This is a genomic window from Amycolatopsis anabasis, from assembly GCF_009765355.1.
Classification (GTDB): domain Bacteria; phylum Actinomycetota; class Actinomycetes; order Mycobacteriales; family Pseudonocardiaceae; genus Amycolatopsis; species Amycolatopsis anabasis.
In genome coordinates this window covers 1-17,571 of record NZ_VTHK01000049.1, presented here as the reverse complement: position 1 = coordinate 17,571, position 17,571 = coordinate 1, and the positions used below count along the sequence as shown (strand labels likewise).

Annotated in this window: 11 protein-coding genes; 2 read left to right on the top strand and 9 right to left on the bottom strand. The window is 68.9% G+C overall.

Annotated elements, in window-relative coordinates:
* Positions 1–21 precede the first annotated feature (21 nt).
* Positions 22–672, bottom strand: a complete 651-nt coding sequence (locus FXO23_RS39635) for a nitroreductase family protein (RefSeq protein ID WP_158892096.1) — start codon at positions 670–672, stop codon at positions 22–24.
* Positions 654–1,748 carry an FAD-dependent monooxygenase gene (locus tag FXO23_RS39630; RefSeq protein ID WP_158892094.1) on the bottom strand — a complete coding sequence of 365 codons (1,095 nt, stop codon included), beginning with the start codon at positions 1,746–1,748 and terminating at the stop codon, positions 654–656. The genes FXO23_RS39635 and FXO23_RS39630 overlap by 19 nt, the downstream gene beginning before the upstream one ends.
* 54 nt (positions 1,749–1,802) lie before the next feature.
* Between FXO23_RS39630 and FXO23_RS39625 the strand changes: the two genes are divergently transcribed.
* Positions 1,803–2,363, top strand: a complete 561-nt coding sequence (locus FXO23_RS39625) for a TetR/AcrR family transcriptional regulator (RefSeq protein WP_158892092.1) — start codon at positions 1,803–1,805, stop codon at positions 2,361–2,363.
* Here FXO23_RS39625 and FXO23_RS39620 read toward each other — a convergent pair.
* The 6 genes from FXO23_RS39620 to FXO23_RS51185 all read right to left on the bottom strand — a co-directional run bounded on the left by FXO23_RS39620 (position 2,337) and on the right by FXO23_RS51185 (position 13,507).
* Positions 2,337–3,191 (bottom strand): SGNH/GDSL hydrolase family protein, encoded by an 855-nt coding sequence (locus tag FXO23_RS39620; RefSeq protein WP_158892090.1) that lies wholly within the window; start codon positions 3,189–3,191, stop codon positions 2,337–2,339. The two genes, FXO23_RS39625 and FXO23_RS39620, sit on opposite strands and share 27 nt — an antisense overlap.
* 91 nt (positions 3,192–3,282) lie before the next feature.
* On the bottom strand, positions 3,283–4,470 hold the full coding sequence (locus FXO23_RS39615) for a phosphotransferase (protein ID WP_158892088.1): 1,188 nt from the start codon (positions 4,468–4,470) through the stop codon (positions 3,283–3,285).
* A gap of 67 nt (positions 4,471–4,537) precedes the next feature.
* Entirely contained in the window at positions 4,538–5,479 is a 942-nt protein-coding gene (locus FXO23_RS39610) for a DUF389 domain-containing protein (RefSeq protein ID WP_158892086.1), read from the bottom strand.
* Between the two features lie 9 nt (positions 5,480–5,488).
* Entirely contained in the window at positions 5,489–7,255 is a 1,767-nt protein-coding gene (gene aspS, locus FXO23_RS39605; protein WP_158892084.1) for an aspartate--tRNA ligase, read from the bottom strand.
* Positions 7,256–7,405: 150 nt separating this feature from the next.
* On the bottom strand, positions 7,406–8,278 hold the full coding sequence (locus FXO23_RS39600; protein ID WP_246258297.1) for a radical SAM protein: 873 nt from the start codon (positions 8,276–8,278) through the stop codon (positions 7,406–7,408).
* Positions 8,279–10,351: 2,073 nt separating this feature from the next.
* The gene (locus tag FXO23_RS51185) at positions 10,352–13,507 is read right to left on the bottom strand and encodes an ALF repeat-containing protein (protein WP_281356708.1); all 3,156 of its coding nucleotides are present in this window, start codon (positions 13,505–13,507) and stop codon (positions 10,352–10,354) included.
* 573 nt (positions 13,508–14,080) lie between these two features.
* Between FXO23_RS51185 and FXO23_RS39590 the strand changes: the two genes are divergently transcribed.
* Positions 14,081–16,030, top strand: coding sequence for a tachylectin-related carbohydrate-binding protein (locus FXO23_RS39590; RefSeq protein WP_158892198.1), 1,950 nt, complete (start codon positions 14,081–14,083; stop codon positions 16,028–16,030).
* A 720-nt stretch (positions 16,031–16,750) separates the two neighbouring features.
* Here FXO23_RS39590 and FXO23_RS39585 read toward each other — a convergent pair.
* Entirely contained in the window at positions 16,751–16,987 is a 237-nt protein-coding gene (locus FXO23_RS39585) for a DNA-binding protein (protein WP_158892080.1), read from the bottom strand.
* Positions 16,988–17,571: the final 584 nt, after the last annotated feature.

Below are 17,571 nucleotides of genomic sequence, written 5' to 3'. Positions count from 1 at the left end.
GGAAAGTGCCCTCCTTCGGCGCTACCAGCGGTCGACGTGCAGGACCTCGTCGAGGGGTTGCCGGGCGGCGGGTTTGAACGTGTCGCCGGTGTAGTAGGCGACCGGCACGAGCGCCGCCTGCCGGATGTCCTCGGGCAGGCCCAGCAGTTCGGCGATCTCCCGCTCGTAGGTCAGGTGCAGGGTGGTCCACGCGGTGCCCAGCCCCCGGGCGCGCGCGGCGAGCATGAAACTCCACACCGCGGGGAGCAGCGAGCCCCAGGTCCCGGCCTGGTTGCCGTCGGCCAGTTCGCCACCCGGCACCCGCAGGCACGGGATGAGCAGCACCGGCGCCTTGCCGAGGTGCTCGCCGAGGTAGGCCACGCTGTCGCCGACCCGCCGCTGCACCGGCGCGCGGTCCGGATCGTCGGCGAACAGCTTCCCCGCCGCGTACCGGGAATCCAGGTACCGCTCGACCGAGCGGCGGTAGTACTCCCCCACCGCGGCACGGGTTTCCGGGTCGGTGAGCACCACCCAGTGCCAGTCCTGGCGGTTCGAGCCGCTCGGCGCCTGCAGCGCGATGTTCAGGCAGTCCCGCACCAGTTCCATCGGCACCGGCCGCTCGAGATCCAGGCGCTTGCGCACGGTACGGGTCGTGGTCAGCAGTTCGTCCGGGGTCAGGTCGAGGGTTCCCATACCGCCATCCTCGCCGACCCGTGCCCGGTGATCACGCCCGCGGTGCGGAAGAGGCCGTTCCGCACCGCGGTGAGCCCGGGGCGCATGGTCAGCCCGCCCAGCCACTTCGCGCCCGCGGCGACGCGCTGGGACGCCCGGCGCCGCTCGCGGTCGTAGCGCCGCAGGCCCGCCACCCCGTCCTCGGCGAGACACCGGCCCAGTGCGGCGCCGTCGGCCAGCGCCTGGCACGCGCCCTGCCCGAGATCGGCGGTCATCGCGTGCGCCGCATCGCCGAGCAACGCCAGGTTGCCGCGGACGAAATCCCGCAGCGGCGGGTCGAGGTGGTGCACCGCGTTGCGCAGGATCTCGGCGCCCTCGGCCCGTTCCAGCAGCGACGGCACCGGTTCGCACCAGTCGCCGAACCGCGCGCGCAGATCGGCCAGCGCTCCCCCGGGCACCGGATAGTTCGCGGGCGCCCAGACCGGGGCGTAGAAGTTGGTCATCCCGTTCTCCGCCGGGGTGATCCCGAACTTCCGGCCCCGGCCGAGGATTTCCTGGCCGCGCTCGCCGTTCCCGGGAACCACGCCGATCCACGCCGTGTAGCCGGAGTACCGCAACCGGCCGGCGCCGAATCCGGCCGAACGCACCACGCTGTGGATGCCGTCCGCCCCGACCACCACGTCGTGCTCGGCACGCAGCGCGGGAAGGTCGGCCGCCCGCACCTGGGTGCCGGTGCGGATCAGGTGCGCGGGCAGCGCCTCGCGCAGCACCCGGATCAGCGCGGCGCGCGAGAGGAGCACCGGAAGCTCGCCGCCGCGGCGCTCCAGCCGCCCCACGTCGAGCCGGGCCAGCGCCCGGCCGTCCGGCGTCCGGAACGCCATTTCCCGCTGCCGCACCCCGATCTCGCGAACCCGGTCGCCCAGGCCCACCGCGTCCAGCGCGCGCAGCGCCTCCGGCCACATGCCCAGCGCGGTCCCGCGGCCGGTGATCTCCGGCCACCGCTCCAGCACGGCAACCCGGGCACCGGCCCGGTGCAACGCGATCGCACAGGTGAGCCCGCCGATTCCGCCGCCCACGACGGCGACCTGAAGTGTCATACGAGCAGGCTACTACATTTGTAGTCCGAAACGTAGTGCTCTACGCTGCCTTCCGTGCCCGAACCGAATCGCCGCGAGCGCGTGCTCGACGCGGCCGTCACCGTGCTCGGCTCGCAGGGATCCCGGCGGCTCACCCACCGCGCGGTCGACGCCGAGGCCGGGCTGCCCGCCGGAACCACGTCGAACCACTTCCGCACCCGCGACGCCCTGGTCTCCGGGGTGCTCGCCCGGGTCGCCGAACGGGAACAGGAACAAGCGCGGGAACTGGCCGCCGCGCTCACCCCGGGCGATCCGGACGCGCTGGCGGACGGCATGGCCGAGTTCGTGCACCACCTGCTCGGGCCCGCCCGCACGCAGACGCTGGCCCGGCACGCGCTGTTCCTGGAAGCCGCGTGGGACAACCAGCTGCGCTACCAGCTCGCGGCGGCGGCCGGGCATGCGGCGGCCCCGCTGCGCGAACAACTCGTCGCGGCCGGTTCGGCGGATCCCGACGCGCACCTGCGGCTGCTGCTGGACTACCTGGACGGCCTGGTGCTGCACCAGCTCGCCATGCCGGTGCCCGATTTCGCGCCGGAGCGGCAGTTGCGGTTATTCGTGCGCGCGCTGCTCGGTTAGCGGCGGCGCGGCCGGGGCGTCCCGGAACGCGGACCGCAGCATGATTCCGGCGGCGTAGGGCAGCAGATCCCGCCCGCGCCGCCACAGCCACGGGATTCCTTTCACCACAAGCCATCCGACGTGATGCACCGCGGTGGTCTGCCGCCCGCCGGAGCAGACGAGATCCACCGGGGACGGTACCGCGAACCCGGCCTCGGCCAGCAGTTCGGTGAAACCCTTGGCCAGCAACCGATGTCCGAGTTCGGAGGGGTGCAGGCGGTCCACACTCCACGCGGAAAGTTCATACGCCCCAGGCACAACCGACAGATCGAGGCACGGCACCGCACGCCGGGCCACCACCTCGTCGATGGCCCCGTTGAGCTCGTCGATGCGGCCCTTGAGCGCGCGGTACAGCGAACCCGGCAGCCGGAAAACCTTGCCGTGGTCGTGAAAACGGACCGGGATCACGGTGGTTCCGGCGGCGGTCAGCTCGGTCACCACGTGGTCGAGGTCCGCGGCCAGTTCCGCGGCGTCGAAATCGGACCGCAGGGTGTCGTTCATGCCCACGACCAGGACGGCGACCTCGGGCCGGTGGGCCAGCGCGGCGGGCAACTGCTCGGTCCGCACGCACCGCATGCGCGCCCCGGTGAACGAGCAGTTCAGGTACCCCGCCGCGGGCACCCCGAGGGCGTCGGCGACGAGCGGGCCCACACCGCGCCAGCCGCCGCCGGGCAGCGGGTCGCCGAGCCCCACCGCGGTGGAGTCGCCGAGCACCACCAGCCGTCGCGCGAGGCGCGGGGGGTCGGAGGGATCAAGGGCCTGAGTGAATTCCTCGCTCACCAAGGTCACAGGGGAACGATCGGGTACGCAGGCTCACCCGTGGTGATGACCGGGTAACGTCGTGAGGACGCCTCGGCGAATCCTCGGTGCTTGTCGTCGGCTAACGAAACGCCGGGTAAAGCGCCAGCTCCAGTCCCGGGCCGTAGCGGGCGTCCAGCGCCCCGGCGACCGCCGCGCTGTGCTCGGCCAGTTCGTCGAGGCCGGCGTGCCCGGCGTGCTTGCCGAGTTCGCTCCACCAGGACACCAGCGCGGCCGCCTGGCCGGTCGGCGGCGAGCCCGGGCCGGGCGGGAGCGTGGGCAACGATTCCCAGGTCGCGAGCCACACCTGGAGGACCTGGCTGTCCAGCAGGTATTCGGCGAGCGCGGTGTCGTCGGCGAGCGCGGGCCACACCCCGGCCACCTCGGCCCGCCAGGCCGCGACCATCGCCTCGCTCATCCCGGCGGGCAGGGCGAGCGGGTTGTCGCAGGAGACGAACGGAACCCGCAGGTGCGCGGCGTCGACCAGCGCGTTGCGCACCCGGCCGCGTTCGAAGTCGAGGAAGCGCACCCCGCCGCTGGTGACGAGGTTGTTGTCCGGGTTCAGATCGACCGGGCTGAACGCGCGGTAGGACGCGGACCGGGCGTGTTCCGCGGACCGTTCCGCACGCCGCCGGACCGCGTTCGAGGTCCGCACGCCGAGCGTCTCCTCCAGCAGCGCGGGCAGCTGCGCGCAGGCGACCACCGGTGTGGTGTCGTCGCCCTTCGCGGGCCCGCCGAGCCGGCGCAGCAACGCGTTGAAATCCGCCTCGCGGCTGGCCGTGCTGGCGTGCAGGCGGCCCAGCGAGCGGGCCCAGGACAGCAGCGACCGCTCGGCGCCCCGGGCGTCGGATCCGCGCAGCTTGTCCCGCAGGGTCGGCGCCCGGCCCAGGTCGTCGATCACCAGCACACGCAGTTTTCCGTCGTGTGCGAGCAGTTCCGGGCACATCCGCTCATCCGGCGAGAGCGCGGTGAACAGCTGGTAACTGACGGCCTCCTGCGCGAAGGGATCGACCTCGCCCTTCGGCGGCGCCACCGGGTAGTGCTTGATCACCAGCGTGCGGGGCAGCGCGAACGGGGACGAGGCGATGTGCGCGCGGACCACGGTCGCCGGGCCGCTGCCGGCGAGGTCCTCCGGATCGACAAGGGTGATCGTGCTGCCGAACCGGTGCGCGAGCACCGCCTCGCCTGCTTCAACCGCCGCTTCGACGGCACGAATTCCGGCTCCAGCCCCGACGGTCGAATCGTCGGCGGAGGAGGTATCCACGGTCATTGGCATCGACCCTACTCGTGAGCGAGCAACCATGACTACTGCGATCTCGTGAGCGTGCACACCGGGATCAACCGCGTGACAGCGGACGTTCGGCGCCCTCACTGCGTTGCTTCCGGCGGCGCAACATCAGCACAATGGCCGCAGCTATAACGATTCCGAAGAGGTTGATCACCAGCTGGATGAGGGAGTACACGCTCCGGTCCCACTGCCCCAGCACCGCGGCCACCGCGACATACCCGGCGGCGGGCACGGTGGTGACCGAGATGAACACCCCGACGAGCGCCGCCGATTTCGCCGAGGTCATCGCGAGCATGCCCGCGGCACCGGCCAGCAGCGCCACGACGAGTGACGGAATCCCGAACTTGTAGACGAAGTCCACCTGGTGGTCGCCTTGCAGCGCGCCGGCATCCAGTACACCGGTCGCCACACCGAGCAGGGTGGCGCCGGCGGTGACCGCCACCGCCAGCGGAAACCCCACGGCGAGTGCCACGGCCGCCCGGCCGACCAGATCCCACCGGCGCAGCACCAGCCCGACCGCCACCGCGGCGAGCGGCCCGAATTCCGGCCCGACGACCATCGCCCCGACGATGGTCACCGGCGAGTCGGTGACGACGCCCACCGCGGCGAGCAGGCACGCGATCGTCAGGAAGGACAGGAACGTGACGTTCAGCCGGGCCTCTTCACCCGTCCTGCCCACCAGCTCCTGCCAGACGACCGCGTCCGCGCCCTCGCCCGGCGCCTCCTCCTCGGCCCGGTCCGCCGCGTCGGACAGCGCGGTCTCGATCGTCTCCAGCGTGATGCCGCCGGTGTGATCGAGTTCCAGCTCGCACAGCGCGTCGATGATGTCGTCGGCCGCCTCGCGGGCGATGTCCGCCTCGATCAGGTCACCGACCGGGGCGACCGCCGCGCCCCGGTGCACCGCGAGATGCGCGGTGCCCGGCTGCGCGCGCAGGATCGCCACGGCCTGTTCGGTTTTGTCTTCCGGGCACACCGCCCGCAGATGCAGCACGGCCGCGCGTCACGCCTTGGGTGCCGGCTTGGCGTCGACACCCGCCTCCTTGCGCTGTTCCGCGGTGATCGGGGCGGGCGCGCCGGTGAGCGGGTCGTAGCCGCCACCGGTCTTCGGGAACGCGATCACGTCCCGCAGCGAGTCCGCCCCGGCCAGCAGCATGGTGATCCGGTCCCAGCCGAAGGCGATCCCGCCGTGCGGCGGCGGTCCGAACTGGAAGGCATCGAGCAGGAAGCCGAACTTCTCCTGCGCTTCCTCTTCGGACAGGCCCATGATCTCGAAAACGCGCTTCTGCACATCCGCCCGGTGGATACGGATCGAGCCGCCACCGATCTCGTTGCCGTTGCAGACGATGTCGTAGGCGTAGGCCAGCGCGTTGCCCGGGTCGGATTCGAACTTGTCGATCCAGTCCGGGGTCGGCGAGGTGAACGCGTGGTGCAGCGCGGTCCACTTGCCACCGCCGACGGTCACGTCGTCGACCTCGTCGGCGGCCGCGAACAGCGGGAAGTCCACCACCCACACGAACGACCAGGCGTTCTCGTCGATCAGGCCGAGCCGGTGGCCGATTTCCACGCGGGCCGCCCCGAGCAGCTGGCGCGCCGCGTTCGGTTTGTCGGCGGCGAAGAACACGCAGTCGCCGGGCTTGGCCCCGACCGCCGCGGCCAGGTTCTCCCGCTCGTGCTCGGACAGGTTCTTGGCGACCGGGCCGCCGAGCGTGCCGTCCTCGCCGATGAGCACGTAGGCCAGCCCCTTGGCGCCGCGCTGCTTGGCCCACTCCTGCCAGGCGTCGAGCTGGCGACGCGCCTGGCTGCCACCGCCGGGCATCACCACGGCGCCGACATACGGCGCCTGGAAGACCCGGAACGGGGTGTCGGCGAAGAACTCGGTGAGTTCGGTGATCTCCAGGTCGAACCGCAGGTCGGGTTTGTCCGAGCCGTACTTCGCCATCGCCTCGGCGTAGCTGATGCGCCGGATCGGGCCGGTGATCTCGTGGCCGACCAGCTTCCACAGCGCCTTCACGATGTCCTCGCCGAGGGCGATCACGTCGTCCTGGTCGACGAAGCTCATCTCGATGTCGAGCTGGGTGAACTCCGGCTGCCGGTCGGCGCGGAAGTCCTCGTCCCGGTAGCAGCGCGCGATCTGGTAGTACCGCTCCAGTCCGCCGACCATGAGCAGCTGCTTGAACAACTGCGGCGACTGCGGCAGGGCGTACCAGGAACCGGGGCGCAGGCGGGCGGGCACCACGAAGTCCCGCGCGCCCTCCGGGGTGGAGCGGGTCATCGTCGGGGTCTCGACCTCGACGAAGTCCTGCGCGTGCAGCACCTCCCGGGCGACCCGGTTGACCTCGCTGCGCAGCCGCATGGCCTTCGCCGGGCCGTTGCGCCGCAGGTCGAGGTAGCGGTGCTTGAGCCGCACCTCCTCGCCGACGTCGACCCGGTCGTCGATCGGGAACGGCAGCACTGCCGCCTCGGCCAGCACCTCCAGCTCGGTGACCAGGACCTCGATCGCGCCGGTCGGGATCTCGGCGTTCTCGTTGCCCGCGGGCCGCTGCGCGACCTCGCCGACCACCCGGACGCAGAACTCGGAGCGGAGCTGGTGCGCGCGCTCGGCCATCTCGCCCTCGCGGAAGACGACCTGGGCCACGCCGCTCGCATCCCGCAGATCGATGAAGATGACCCCGCCGTGATCGCGCCGCCGCGCCACCCATCCGGTGAGCGTGACGGTCTGGCCGACGTGCTCGGCACGCAGGGTGCCGGCGTTGTGGGTGCGAAGCACTGCGGAGGATCCTCTCGAACTGGTGGTCGCGTGCGTCAGCAGCGAATTTGCCGACGATAAAGGCTAACGAACCCACCCGGGGGCGAGTCCACCAGGTTTCCCCGCGACACGCCTGCCGGAAGTGGCGGCACTCCCGGCAGGGACTCCGGCCTAGAGGAGTGGGAGTTGTTCGGGCCGGGGCTTCACCTCCTCACCGGTGCGCTGGGCCGGGATGGCGCCCTCGGGCCAGGCGCCCTCCTCGTCCCCGGGCAGGCCGCCGTCCTGGCTGTCCGCCCGCGGGGCCAGGCCGTGCCGCCGCACCAGCGGGGCCACCCGCGCGGACAGCCAGTTCCGGTACGCCCGGGTGACATAACTCCCCCGCGCGTAGAGCTCCCGGTACCGCGGCACCAGGTGCGGATACTCGGCGGCCAGCCACCGCGCGAACCACTCGCGGGTCCCGGGGCGCAGGTGCAGCGGCAGGACGGTGACCCCGGTGGCCCCCGCGTCGGCGATCGCGGCGATCAGCCCGTCCAGCGCCTCGAGCGAATCGGTTAGCCCGGGCAGGACGGGCGCGATCATCACCCCGCACGGCAGCCCGGCCTCGCGGACCCGGCGCACCAGTTCCAGCCGCGCCTGCGGGCTCGGCGTCCCCGGCTCGAGCCGGCGCTGCAGATCGCGGTCGAGCAGGGCGATCGAAACGCCCAGCCCGACGGACACGTCCCGGTGCGCCGACTCCAGCAACGGCAGGTCCCGGGTGAGCACCGTGCCCTTGGTGAGGATGGAGAACGGCGTGCCGGAGTCGGCGAGCGCCCGGATGATGCGCGGCATGAGCTGGTACCGCCCCTCGGCCCGCTGGTACGGATCGGTGTTCGTGCCCATGGCCACGTGCTCCCGGGTCCAGCTCGGTTTGCGCAGCTGCGCCGTGAGCACCTCCGGCGCGTTGACCTTGACCACGACCTGGGTGTCGAAATCCCGGCCCGCGTCGAAGTCGAGGTAGGTGTGCGTGTTGCGGGCGAAGCAGTTGTGGTCAGCGCAAGCACACACACTTACGGAACCTTCCATGCACGGTTACACAAGCACAGCCAGTCGCACATATACGCTGGTCACAGGCGGTGCGGGTCAGTGGTGGCCATCGCTGTACAGGGTGGCGGCGAGTCCAGATGAACGGAGCATCCAGGACGACGCTATGCCGTGAATGCACGGGATCCCGCAGCCGATTGGCCGCGCGGGGTCCCCTGTGCGCGTCCTCGCTCGTCGGAGTCAAGTGTGACCTTGTCAGCCCGGTTGCTCTGCACGTGTCCGCTCGACGCACGCCGACTGTCGCCGCGTCGGGATGAATTCCGCAAGCGCGTTATACACCTTGTCTAGAGGTACTTCCGCTTTGGATGGTATGATCAACTGGTCGATATCGTCGCACATGCTGTGCGGCGAGGCTCAGGCACGCACATGGAGACACCGGGGAACCGGGAGTTTTTTCCCGCCACCCGACCCGGGAAAACACCCAACGGGGCGGCACAACCCCCGCACCCCACGCGGCGCTGAAACCCCCCGGAAAGAAGATTCGGAGACACTACGCGGCGACTCCCCGCGTAGTGAGGGGGTGGGGCCGGATGGCGAGCAGGGCACGCCCTACGGCCCCCGGAGACTCTCCGCGCTCCGCTGGTCCGATCCGTGCCGTAGATGGGCAACAAGCGCCTCAGACAGCCGCAAGGCGAACGAAGCCACGTGGCGAGCCTAAACCCACCGACCGGTCACCTGGTGCCGCAGCGAGCACGCATGACGCGTCAACACCAGCACCGAAGCAATGGGCGCACGGAAGCGACGATGATCAGGAAGCGCAAGACGTCGCGACCGATCCGGAATCATACAAGCACGAAAAGCAGGCGGCCTCCACCACTCCATCGATGACGCCAGAAGAATTCGACTGGATTGACAGATTTCTGACTAGTTTGGAAGCTAAAGGGTTCTTTGACAACGCCAAGTCCAGAGACATTCGAGTGATATTAGACTAGTGCCTCTCTAAAACTCCGGGAGGCGGTGTCAGTGGCTGTCGTAGAATCTTCGTTGACGTGTGAGTAGATGCCACGCGCCCCGGGCGCCGCACCCAGGCGGCGATGGCCCCTGCGTTCATGGCTCAGGCCGTCGGGCACGTCGTCCTCGACGAGCCAGCCGCGGTAGGACTGTTGCGCAACCCGTACTCGATATCCGCAGACCACGCTCGGCCTGCCGGGAGTGGCGAACCCGGACTCGGTGCCGACACCGCCGCCCGGGCGGTAGTACCGGACCCGTCGGCCCGCGCTGTGCGGTTCAGTCCATGCCATACCGATCTCCTCCACCATGGACTCCATCCGGCCACCGGTGACCGGGCTGAACCATGAACGCTCAATGCCGACAGAGAACAAGCGGTATGTGTTCACCCCACAACACTCCAGGCCAGAAACGCCACCACTCCCCCACCCCCTGTGAGCTTGCCCTGTAGCTCGGACACGCAACCCACAGCAACCCGACAGCTGACACTCCGGTCGGGCTGTTCGAGAACCTGCTATTCCTCCGAGACTTCGCAGGTTCAGCGGTCCCCATCGGCAGGTGACTCAGGTAGTCCGGAGACAGCCCAGACCACCTGAGTCACCCACACCACAACGCCGTGATTCCTGACAGCACGGAGACTGTCCCGTCCGGATCGTTCACCAGAATCCAGGTGTGGAGCGTCGGACCACACTACAGCGAAGACATGTCGTACTCCATGTAGTACCAACTAATTTCAACGAATACCGCAGCCAAGCGCCCCCAGCCCTTTCCGAAGTCACACTTGGTCGACTAACCCAGAAAGGTACATACACACGCATTTGCGTGTTTATTTGTTTTTCTCCTTCTTATTTAGTGCACGTTTTCTTCGCCAGTAAGATGCTACATATATCCAGAGCATGACCAGCACAACCAAGAGCGGTATTCCGAACGCAGGGGGATATATTTCGACGCTCGACAGAAACCCGGTTGTGAATACAAGGATGATCAGCACACCGTGGCTTGCAGTCTCTTTCCAGTTGACCGGTTCGCGTCGCACATGTCGGTCGAACCGTTCCTGCTTGTTGCCCATAACTACCTCGTTCACGCTGACTAACAGACGAAGACGCTGGCAAGCCCCACCCCGAGCCCCATACTGCCGATGAATATTTGAGCACCCGGAATGAGTAACCCGAGCCCGGCCACGCCAGCGCCGGTGCCCCACGCACCCAAGCTGCAGAGCCGGGATTGTGTCCAGTATGGCTCTTCGGGTTTCTTGTCTGGCGTGAGGAGGGTGTCCTTCAGGTAGCGGCATCCTAGGTTGAGGGGGATGTTGCAGTCGGTGTTGGTGGTCATGCCGGGGCCGCAGAGCAGGTGGGTGACCCAGTCGGCGCCTGGGCGATTGCCTCGCTGGCATCCATCCGGTGTGGGGCCCGCACCGCCGTAGCCGCCGCTGGTGCTTCCACCGCCACCGGGTTGCGGGGCGGGTGGGTTGGTGATGGCGTGCTGGAGGGCTTGGGTGGCGGCCTGTGCTGCCTGGGCGGCGTTTTTCCCGGCGGCGATGGCGGAGGCGTAGGCGGACGCGGCGGAGGCGTTGGCGGCTCGTGCGGCGCTGCTGGCACGAGCCGCGGAGGCGTTGGCCTGGCGTGCGGAGCCGGCGGCGGCGCGGGCGCTCCGGAGAGCGGTGGCCTCGGCTTGGCGTGCGATGGCCGCCGAACGCGCGGCGTGTTCGGCTGACTCCTGGGCCTGGTGGGCGGATTGCTGGGCTTGGGTGGCGTAACCGCGAGCTTGGTCGGCCGAGGCCCTGGCTTGGTTCGCGTAGCCGCTGGCTTCGGCGGCGGCGCCTCGGGCGGTCGCGGCGGCTTCGGCGGCGCGGGCGGCATCCGCGCGCGCGTTCGTGGCGGCTTCGGCGGCTTGGGCCACCAGGGTGCGGACCCCGGCGACGTGGGCTGCGGTGTTCTGATCGCGGCGCCGGGCGTTGTGCTGCCCGACCTGGAGAAACGCTCGAGCGAACCAGGTCGGCCCGGACAGGGCGATCTGACCGGCGGCTTCGAGTTCGGCTCCGTCGTTGCCGAGCAGTTGCGCGATCTGGAAGCGGTCATCAGCGGCGGCCGCGGTGGGCAGTCCATGGTCGAGGAAGGCCTGGCGATCGTCGTCGGTGCCGTCGAGCGCGGCTTGGGCGGCGCGTTCAGTGGCCGGACGTCCGGTGCCCAGGAGTTGCGCGATGCGGAACTTGTTGTCGGCGGCCTTGCCGTCGTAGTTCTGGGTGCGCAGGAATTCCCGCACCTCGCTGTGGCCACCGGCCAGGGCTTTCTCGGCGGCGGCCTTCAGCGCGGGTTTGTCGGTGGAGTCGGCGAGGTAGCGGGCTCGGGCGCGGTCGTCTTGTTCGGCGGCTATCGCGCGGCGGGTCCGGACGAACTCGGTGACCTCGGATTCGGAGCCGGCCAATGCTTGCTCGGCGGCGGCCCGGGTCCAGGGGCCGCCGGTGGTGACCAGCCGGGCCGCGGCCTTGCGACCGTGGGTCACCACGGTGCCGGGGGTGGCGTCCGGTGCGGCCGCTGCGGTGAGCAGCCGCTCGGTGTCCTGGTCGACGCGGGTTTGTTCGGCGGCGTCCCAGGCGGCGTCGGCCTGCTGGTTGTCCTGCGCGGTGCGCAGGTCCTCGGCGGCGTGGGCGGCTTGGTCGGCGCGGGCGCGCAACTGTTCGGCTTCGGTCCTGCGGGCGGTTTCCTCGACTTGGCCAGCCTGGTTCGCCGCCGCGGCGGCGGTGTCGGCGGCCGCGATCGCGTTCCTGGCGTGTGTGGTGGCTTGGTTGGCGGCTTCGGCGGCCTGGCCTGCGGCTTCGGCGGCCTGGTCCGCGGCTGCGGCCGCGTTGTCGGCATGGGTGGCGGCCTGGTTGGCCGCGTCCTGAGCCTGCGCGGCGGCCTGGGCGGACTGGGCGGCGAGCGCTTCGGCGGCGTTGGCCGCGCGGGTGGCCATCGTGGCCGCGCGGCGTGCGCTGGCGGCGGCGTTGGCCGCGATGCGGGCCTGGGAACCGGCGGTCTTGGCGTGGTCGCCTGCCTGCGCGGCGGCCGCGGCCGCCGCGGCGGCGTTGACGCCGGCACCGCTGGCGGCACGTGCCGCGGCCCCGGCCTGGGTAGCGGCGGTGCTGGCGTGTCCGGCGGCCTGGGCGGCGTTGCGGGCGCCGGCGGCGGCGTTCCGGGCGTCGATGGCGGCGCGGCGCGCCGCCGCGGACTGTCCCGCGTCGCGGGCTGCCGCTGAAGCCGCCGTGTGCGCGCGGGCGGCGGCCCCACCGGCGGCGGAGGCGGCGGCCGCCGCCCGTGACGCCGCGGTCGCGGCCACTCGTGCGGCCGCGGTGGCCTGCCCGGCGGCGGCCATCGCGGTCTGGGCGGCTCTCGCGGCGCCGGTGGCTGCGTCGGCCGCGCGTCCGGCCGCTTCGGCGGCGCGCCCAGCGGAATTCTGCGCTTCCTGGGTTTCCCGGGCCGCGCGTTCGGCGGCTTCCTTCGCCACGCGGGTAGCGGTCACCGCCCGTTCGGCGGCTTCTTCAGCGGCCTTGGTCTGGGCAGCGGCTTCCTGGCCCGCGCGCTCGGCCTGGCCGGCCAACTCCGCGACGGTCAGGGTTTCCCGATCGCGCGCCCTGGCCAGGTTCTGCCCGGTGTCCAGGAATTCCCGTAACGCGCCCCAGGTCCCGGCGTCGAGCGCCTCCTGAACCGCTCGTTCCAGTTGCGGGCCGCCGGAGCCCAGCAGGCTGGCCACCCGCATCCGGTCGTCGGCCTGCCGCGCCACATACTGGCCTTTCGCCAGAAAATCCTGCAGTGCCTCGGCGGTACCGGCATCCAGTGCTTGCTGGGCGGCCTCGGTGACCTTACGGCCCGCACCCAGGGATTGCGCGACCCGCAGACGCAGATCAGCCTCCCACGGCCTCTGCCACCCCGATTTCAGGAACGTCCGTTGGGCTTCCACCGAGCCGTCCAACGCCTTCTGGACCGCCTCCGCCAGCTTGCGGCCTCCCACATCCAGCAACTGCGCGGTGCGGAACCGCACGTCACTGTCCGCCGCAGTGTACTGCCCCGCGCGCAAGAACTCCGCCAGATCAGCATCCGATCCCACCAACGCCGCCTCTGCCGCGCGCGCGGTCGCCGGCCCGCCGCTGGTCATCAACCGCACCACCCCCGCACGATCACTGGCAGGCGACGGGAATTCGAATGTCACAACCGTGCCCGTGCCGGACACGGAGATGGTCGTAGCGGCGGCCGCGGTCGCCAGTGGCATCTCCGAGACGCCCACTACCACCGCGGTCATCGCAGCCACGGCCAGTACGGCACGTCTCCTCCGGCCAGCAGACGACACCCATCTCGTCAATCTCATACAGAATCCCCTCCGGTCGACGCGGACAGCGCGTCCTATGGACAAATCTCGCAGGCGCCTATCAGCCGCCAAGGCAGCGGTGGCAGGACTTTCGAAGCTTGAAAGAGTATTTGCAACGAGGGCATATGCGAGACCTGCGGCACTATAACAACATTCTTAAACCGTTCGCCACTCGCGGTGTCGGACGAGAATATCCTGGCCGTGCCGATGTGTTGAGTAACACTCCATCGTCGCGTTCGACGACGTGGACAACGATTGAACACCGGAATCTCCTCGGTGGCGACAATGTTGACTCGGATAATCAACGGTTCAACATTGTCACGTGCTGGGTCGGTATTTAATGTTCTGGTTCGCCCGCGCTGAATGGGACGCGGGCATGAGGGTGTCGCAAAGGATCACACGGCGCACCCGCCAGCCATGGCCGGTGAACCAGATCCGCCGGTAGGGCTTGACATGATTAGGAGATTCTTGGTGCGAATGTGGTACCGGCTGCCGACCCTCGGGGCCGTGGTGAGCGCGGTCCTGGTTACCGGTAGTGGTCTCGTGACCGTGAACCCCACCCTCGCCTCTCCTGCGGAGCAGGACCCACCGGTGGAGGACTACGCATACCCCAACGCGGACCAGATTTACGCCGACCGCGGGATCCGCCTCAAGACCGGCGACGGCAACATCCTCCTCGTCGACTGCGGTGACCGCACTGACGTGATGAAGGTCAACACCAGCAAGAACACCACGTTCTGCTTCGCGATCACCGGCCCCCGTGGCTACCTGAGCCTGGAACTACCCGAAACCTTCCTCGCCAAGGGCGACGACCACGACATCGAAGTCACCCTGGTCACCAAGGGACGCTCCGAAACCGTCCCGATCGCCAAGGAGAAGTGGACCAAACTCGGTGAAGCGGCCAAACCCGCCGACGGCCCGGCCACCCTGGTCGAGATCAAGGCCACCGGCGCGCCACCGCCTCCGCCCAACCCAAACCCCAGCAGCGCCGACTCCTTCCTCGCGAAGGTCGACATCGGCAGCCCCGGCATCGACGGCCGATCCTGCACCGGCGCCCTGATCGACCCCCAATGGATCGCCACCTCCGCACGCTGCTTCGCCCCAGACCCGCGGCAAACGTTCACCATCCCCGCCGGCGCACCCCCGCGGAAGTCGACCGCCACCCTCGGGCGCGCCGACCTCGCCCAGAACGATGAGGCACGAGTCATCGACATCACCGAACTCGCCCCGCGGGAGGACCGCGACCTGGTGCTGGCCAAGCTCGCCCGCCCGGTGCACGGGATCTCCCCAGTAGCGATCGCCCGCACCGCACCCCGGCCCGGAGAGGTGCTGCGGGTGGCGGGGTATGGCCGGACCGCGACCGAATGGGTCCCCGGCCAACCACACGCCACGCCCTTCACCACCGGCAAGACCACCTCCACCACGGTCGCGATCACCACGAGGAACCCCGCTGACACCGACCCCTGCAAAGGCGACTCCGGCGCCCCCGCGCTACGCGGATTCGGCGGGCAGGTGGAGTTGGTCGCGGTGACCAGCACGTCCCGGCAGGGCGGCTGCATCGCAGAAGACCGCACCCGGGGAGGTGCGACCGAAGCCCGCGCCGACAACATCGGTGACTGGATCCGCCGCACCGTGCCGGACCTGGCCATCGTGTGCAAACCCTCGGCGCCGGTGTTCACCACCCGGGACAACGGAAGCCTGTGGTTGTACGAGCACACCGACCCCCGAAACGGCGGCTTCTCCTGGAGCAACGGCAACGGCCGGGAAATCGGCTCCGGCTGGCTCGGCACCCGCGCCATCGCAGGCCCCGGCGGCACCCTGTACCAAGCCAACGCAAACGGTGAGCTACGCCGCTTCCACCATCTCGGCAACGACCAATGGGAGAAATTCGGCAACCAGTACTACGAGGTCGTCAACCACGGCTGGGAGCGCTACACCAGCCCCGCTCACCGCAACCAGATCACCGTCGACAGCGCGGGCGCCCTCTACACCATCAACCCCGACGGTAAACTGTACCGGCATTTCTACGACCCCGCGAAAAAGACATGGGAGCCCACCCGCGTCCTCGGCGCCGGCTGGAACAAATACGACCTCATCGTCGCCGCGGGCGACGGCGTGCTCTACACCCGCACGCCCGCAGGGGAACTGTTCCGCCACGTCTACGACGCCACCGCCGGCGAATGGACCCAGCAAGCCAAACCCAGCGGCACCGGATGGAGCACGTTCAACTCACTGATGTCGGTCGGCGGAGACATCCTCTACGGCTCCTATCCCGCCGAGAACGGCGGCCTGCTGTGGTACCGATACCTGCCGGCCAGTGACAGCTGGGCCCCAACCGGCCGCAACCAAGGCAAACTCATCGGACAAGGCTGGTACAGCCTCCACAACATCACCGCCGCCCCCGACACCTGCCGCCTCATCACATAGAACGGGGCCTGGACCCAAGGCGCCTTTTGTCATGAACGGTGGCGTGACACTTGACACCTTGACCCTGTTCACGAGCCTCAACTACCCGGAGCCGCGGTGGTGTGCCGACCTGTTTCTTGAAACTATCAACGGGTCACCACTCGCGGCCCGGGTTGGCTGCGGTGATAATCAGGTTGCGTTCTCACAGCCAGTTCGATTCCCAACCCTGAGGCCGCCGCGAACTTCGGGCGTAGTGATAATGCCTTTGTGTCTGGATCGCGGTGTTCGATTCTTCCAGTGAGCTATGCTGGCGCCGTTTCCTGCGAAGGAGAACTCGCGTGTCATGTCAAATCAAGCTTGCCGAGCCTCCTCGACGGAACTTGAGCGGCGTGTTTAGTCATGATCGTCTCGTAATTCGGTGCCGATCCCGCCACCACAAGCCGCGCCAGCCGGTCGACACGCCGCGGGCATCAACCAGCTCGCGCCCCGCGTCACCCATCGGCGGAGGGTTCACGGCGAGCTGGGCGGGTGGTGAAGGTAGCGATCTGGGTTGTTACGGGTGCCGTAGGGGTTGTTGTCTGTGGGCACAACAATGCCGTTGCCCAAGTCGAGCCACGCTCCAGCTAAGTATTAGTTGTTTCCATGATTTATCGTAAGCACTGCAACCGTGAGCGTGATCCACACTCTCATTATCTACCCAGTCGAACTATACCTTCTCCACGCAGCGAATTCGGTCAAAAACTAATTATCGTCTCGACCCGCAAGTTCGTCGTCGAAATCACGGAGCCAGTCGCGGAAATCGTCCGGGCCGTGCAAGTATCCGTCGGGTGAAGTCTTCAGGTCACAAACCGCGAGCGAGGTCAGGGCGTTCGATATAATCTGGTCATCCACACCAGGATCGGAGGCGTAGACCCAACGGCCCGCCCATTCGTCCACCTCTTCGCGTGTTCGCCTACCTGAAATGAGGTCGAGCAGCACCGACCGAACCTCAAACCTGCTCGGAGGCGTACGGCGGTAAATTCGGCGGAAAAATACTGTAAGGTAAATCGGTCACCAGAAGCCCTCATAGTTTCCATTGACATCATACATTTAGTGCGTCTTACCGCCACCCTCGACCTCGGGTCGAATCTGGCGTATATTGCCGCTGTGATCCAAGGTTTCATGCCAGGTACGCGTGCAAGCTTCGCAACCAATGACTAGCTGACCACCACACCACCGTGCTCCCATTCGGCATTCCATACCGCCGGGACGTTCGCACCGCCGAGTCCCGCACAGCGGTAGAAGAGCGCGTTGAGTAGGCCGCGGTCCGCCTGTCGAACCGGCCCGTCCTGTTCGCATATGGAAGGTTGCCTTGCGGGTGTCCGCCTTGGGTACGTTCCTGGGCTTCACGCTGGCGGCGGAGGCGGTGATTGCTCAGAACCGGCAGGGGTGCTCCTCGGCGGAATCGGTCGGCCCGATGCCACCGGCTCCTGGTGCCGTCAGGACGAGGCGGAAGTGATGTCACGGGGGTCGGTGCTGGGTGTGGTCGCCGGTTCCGTGGGTGGGGGCGCCCACCGCTCCGA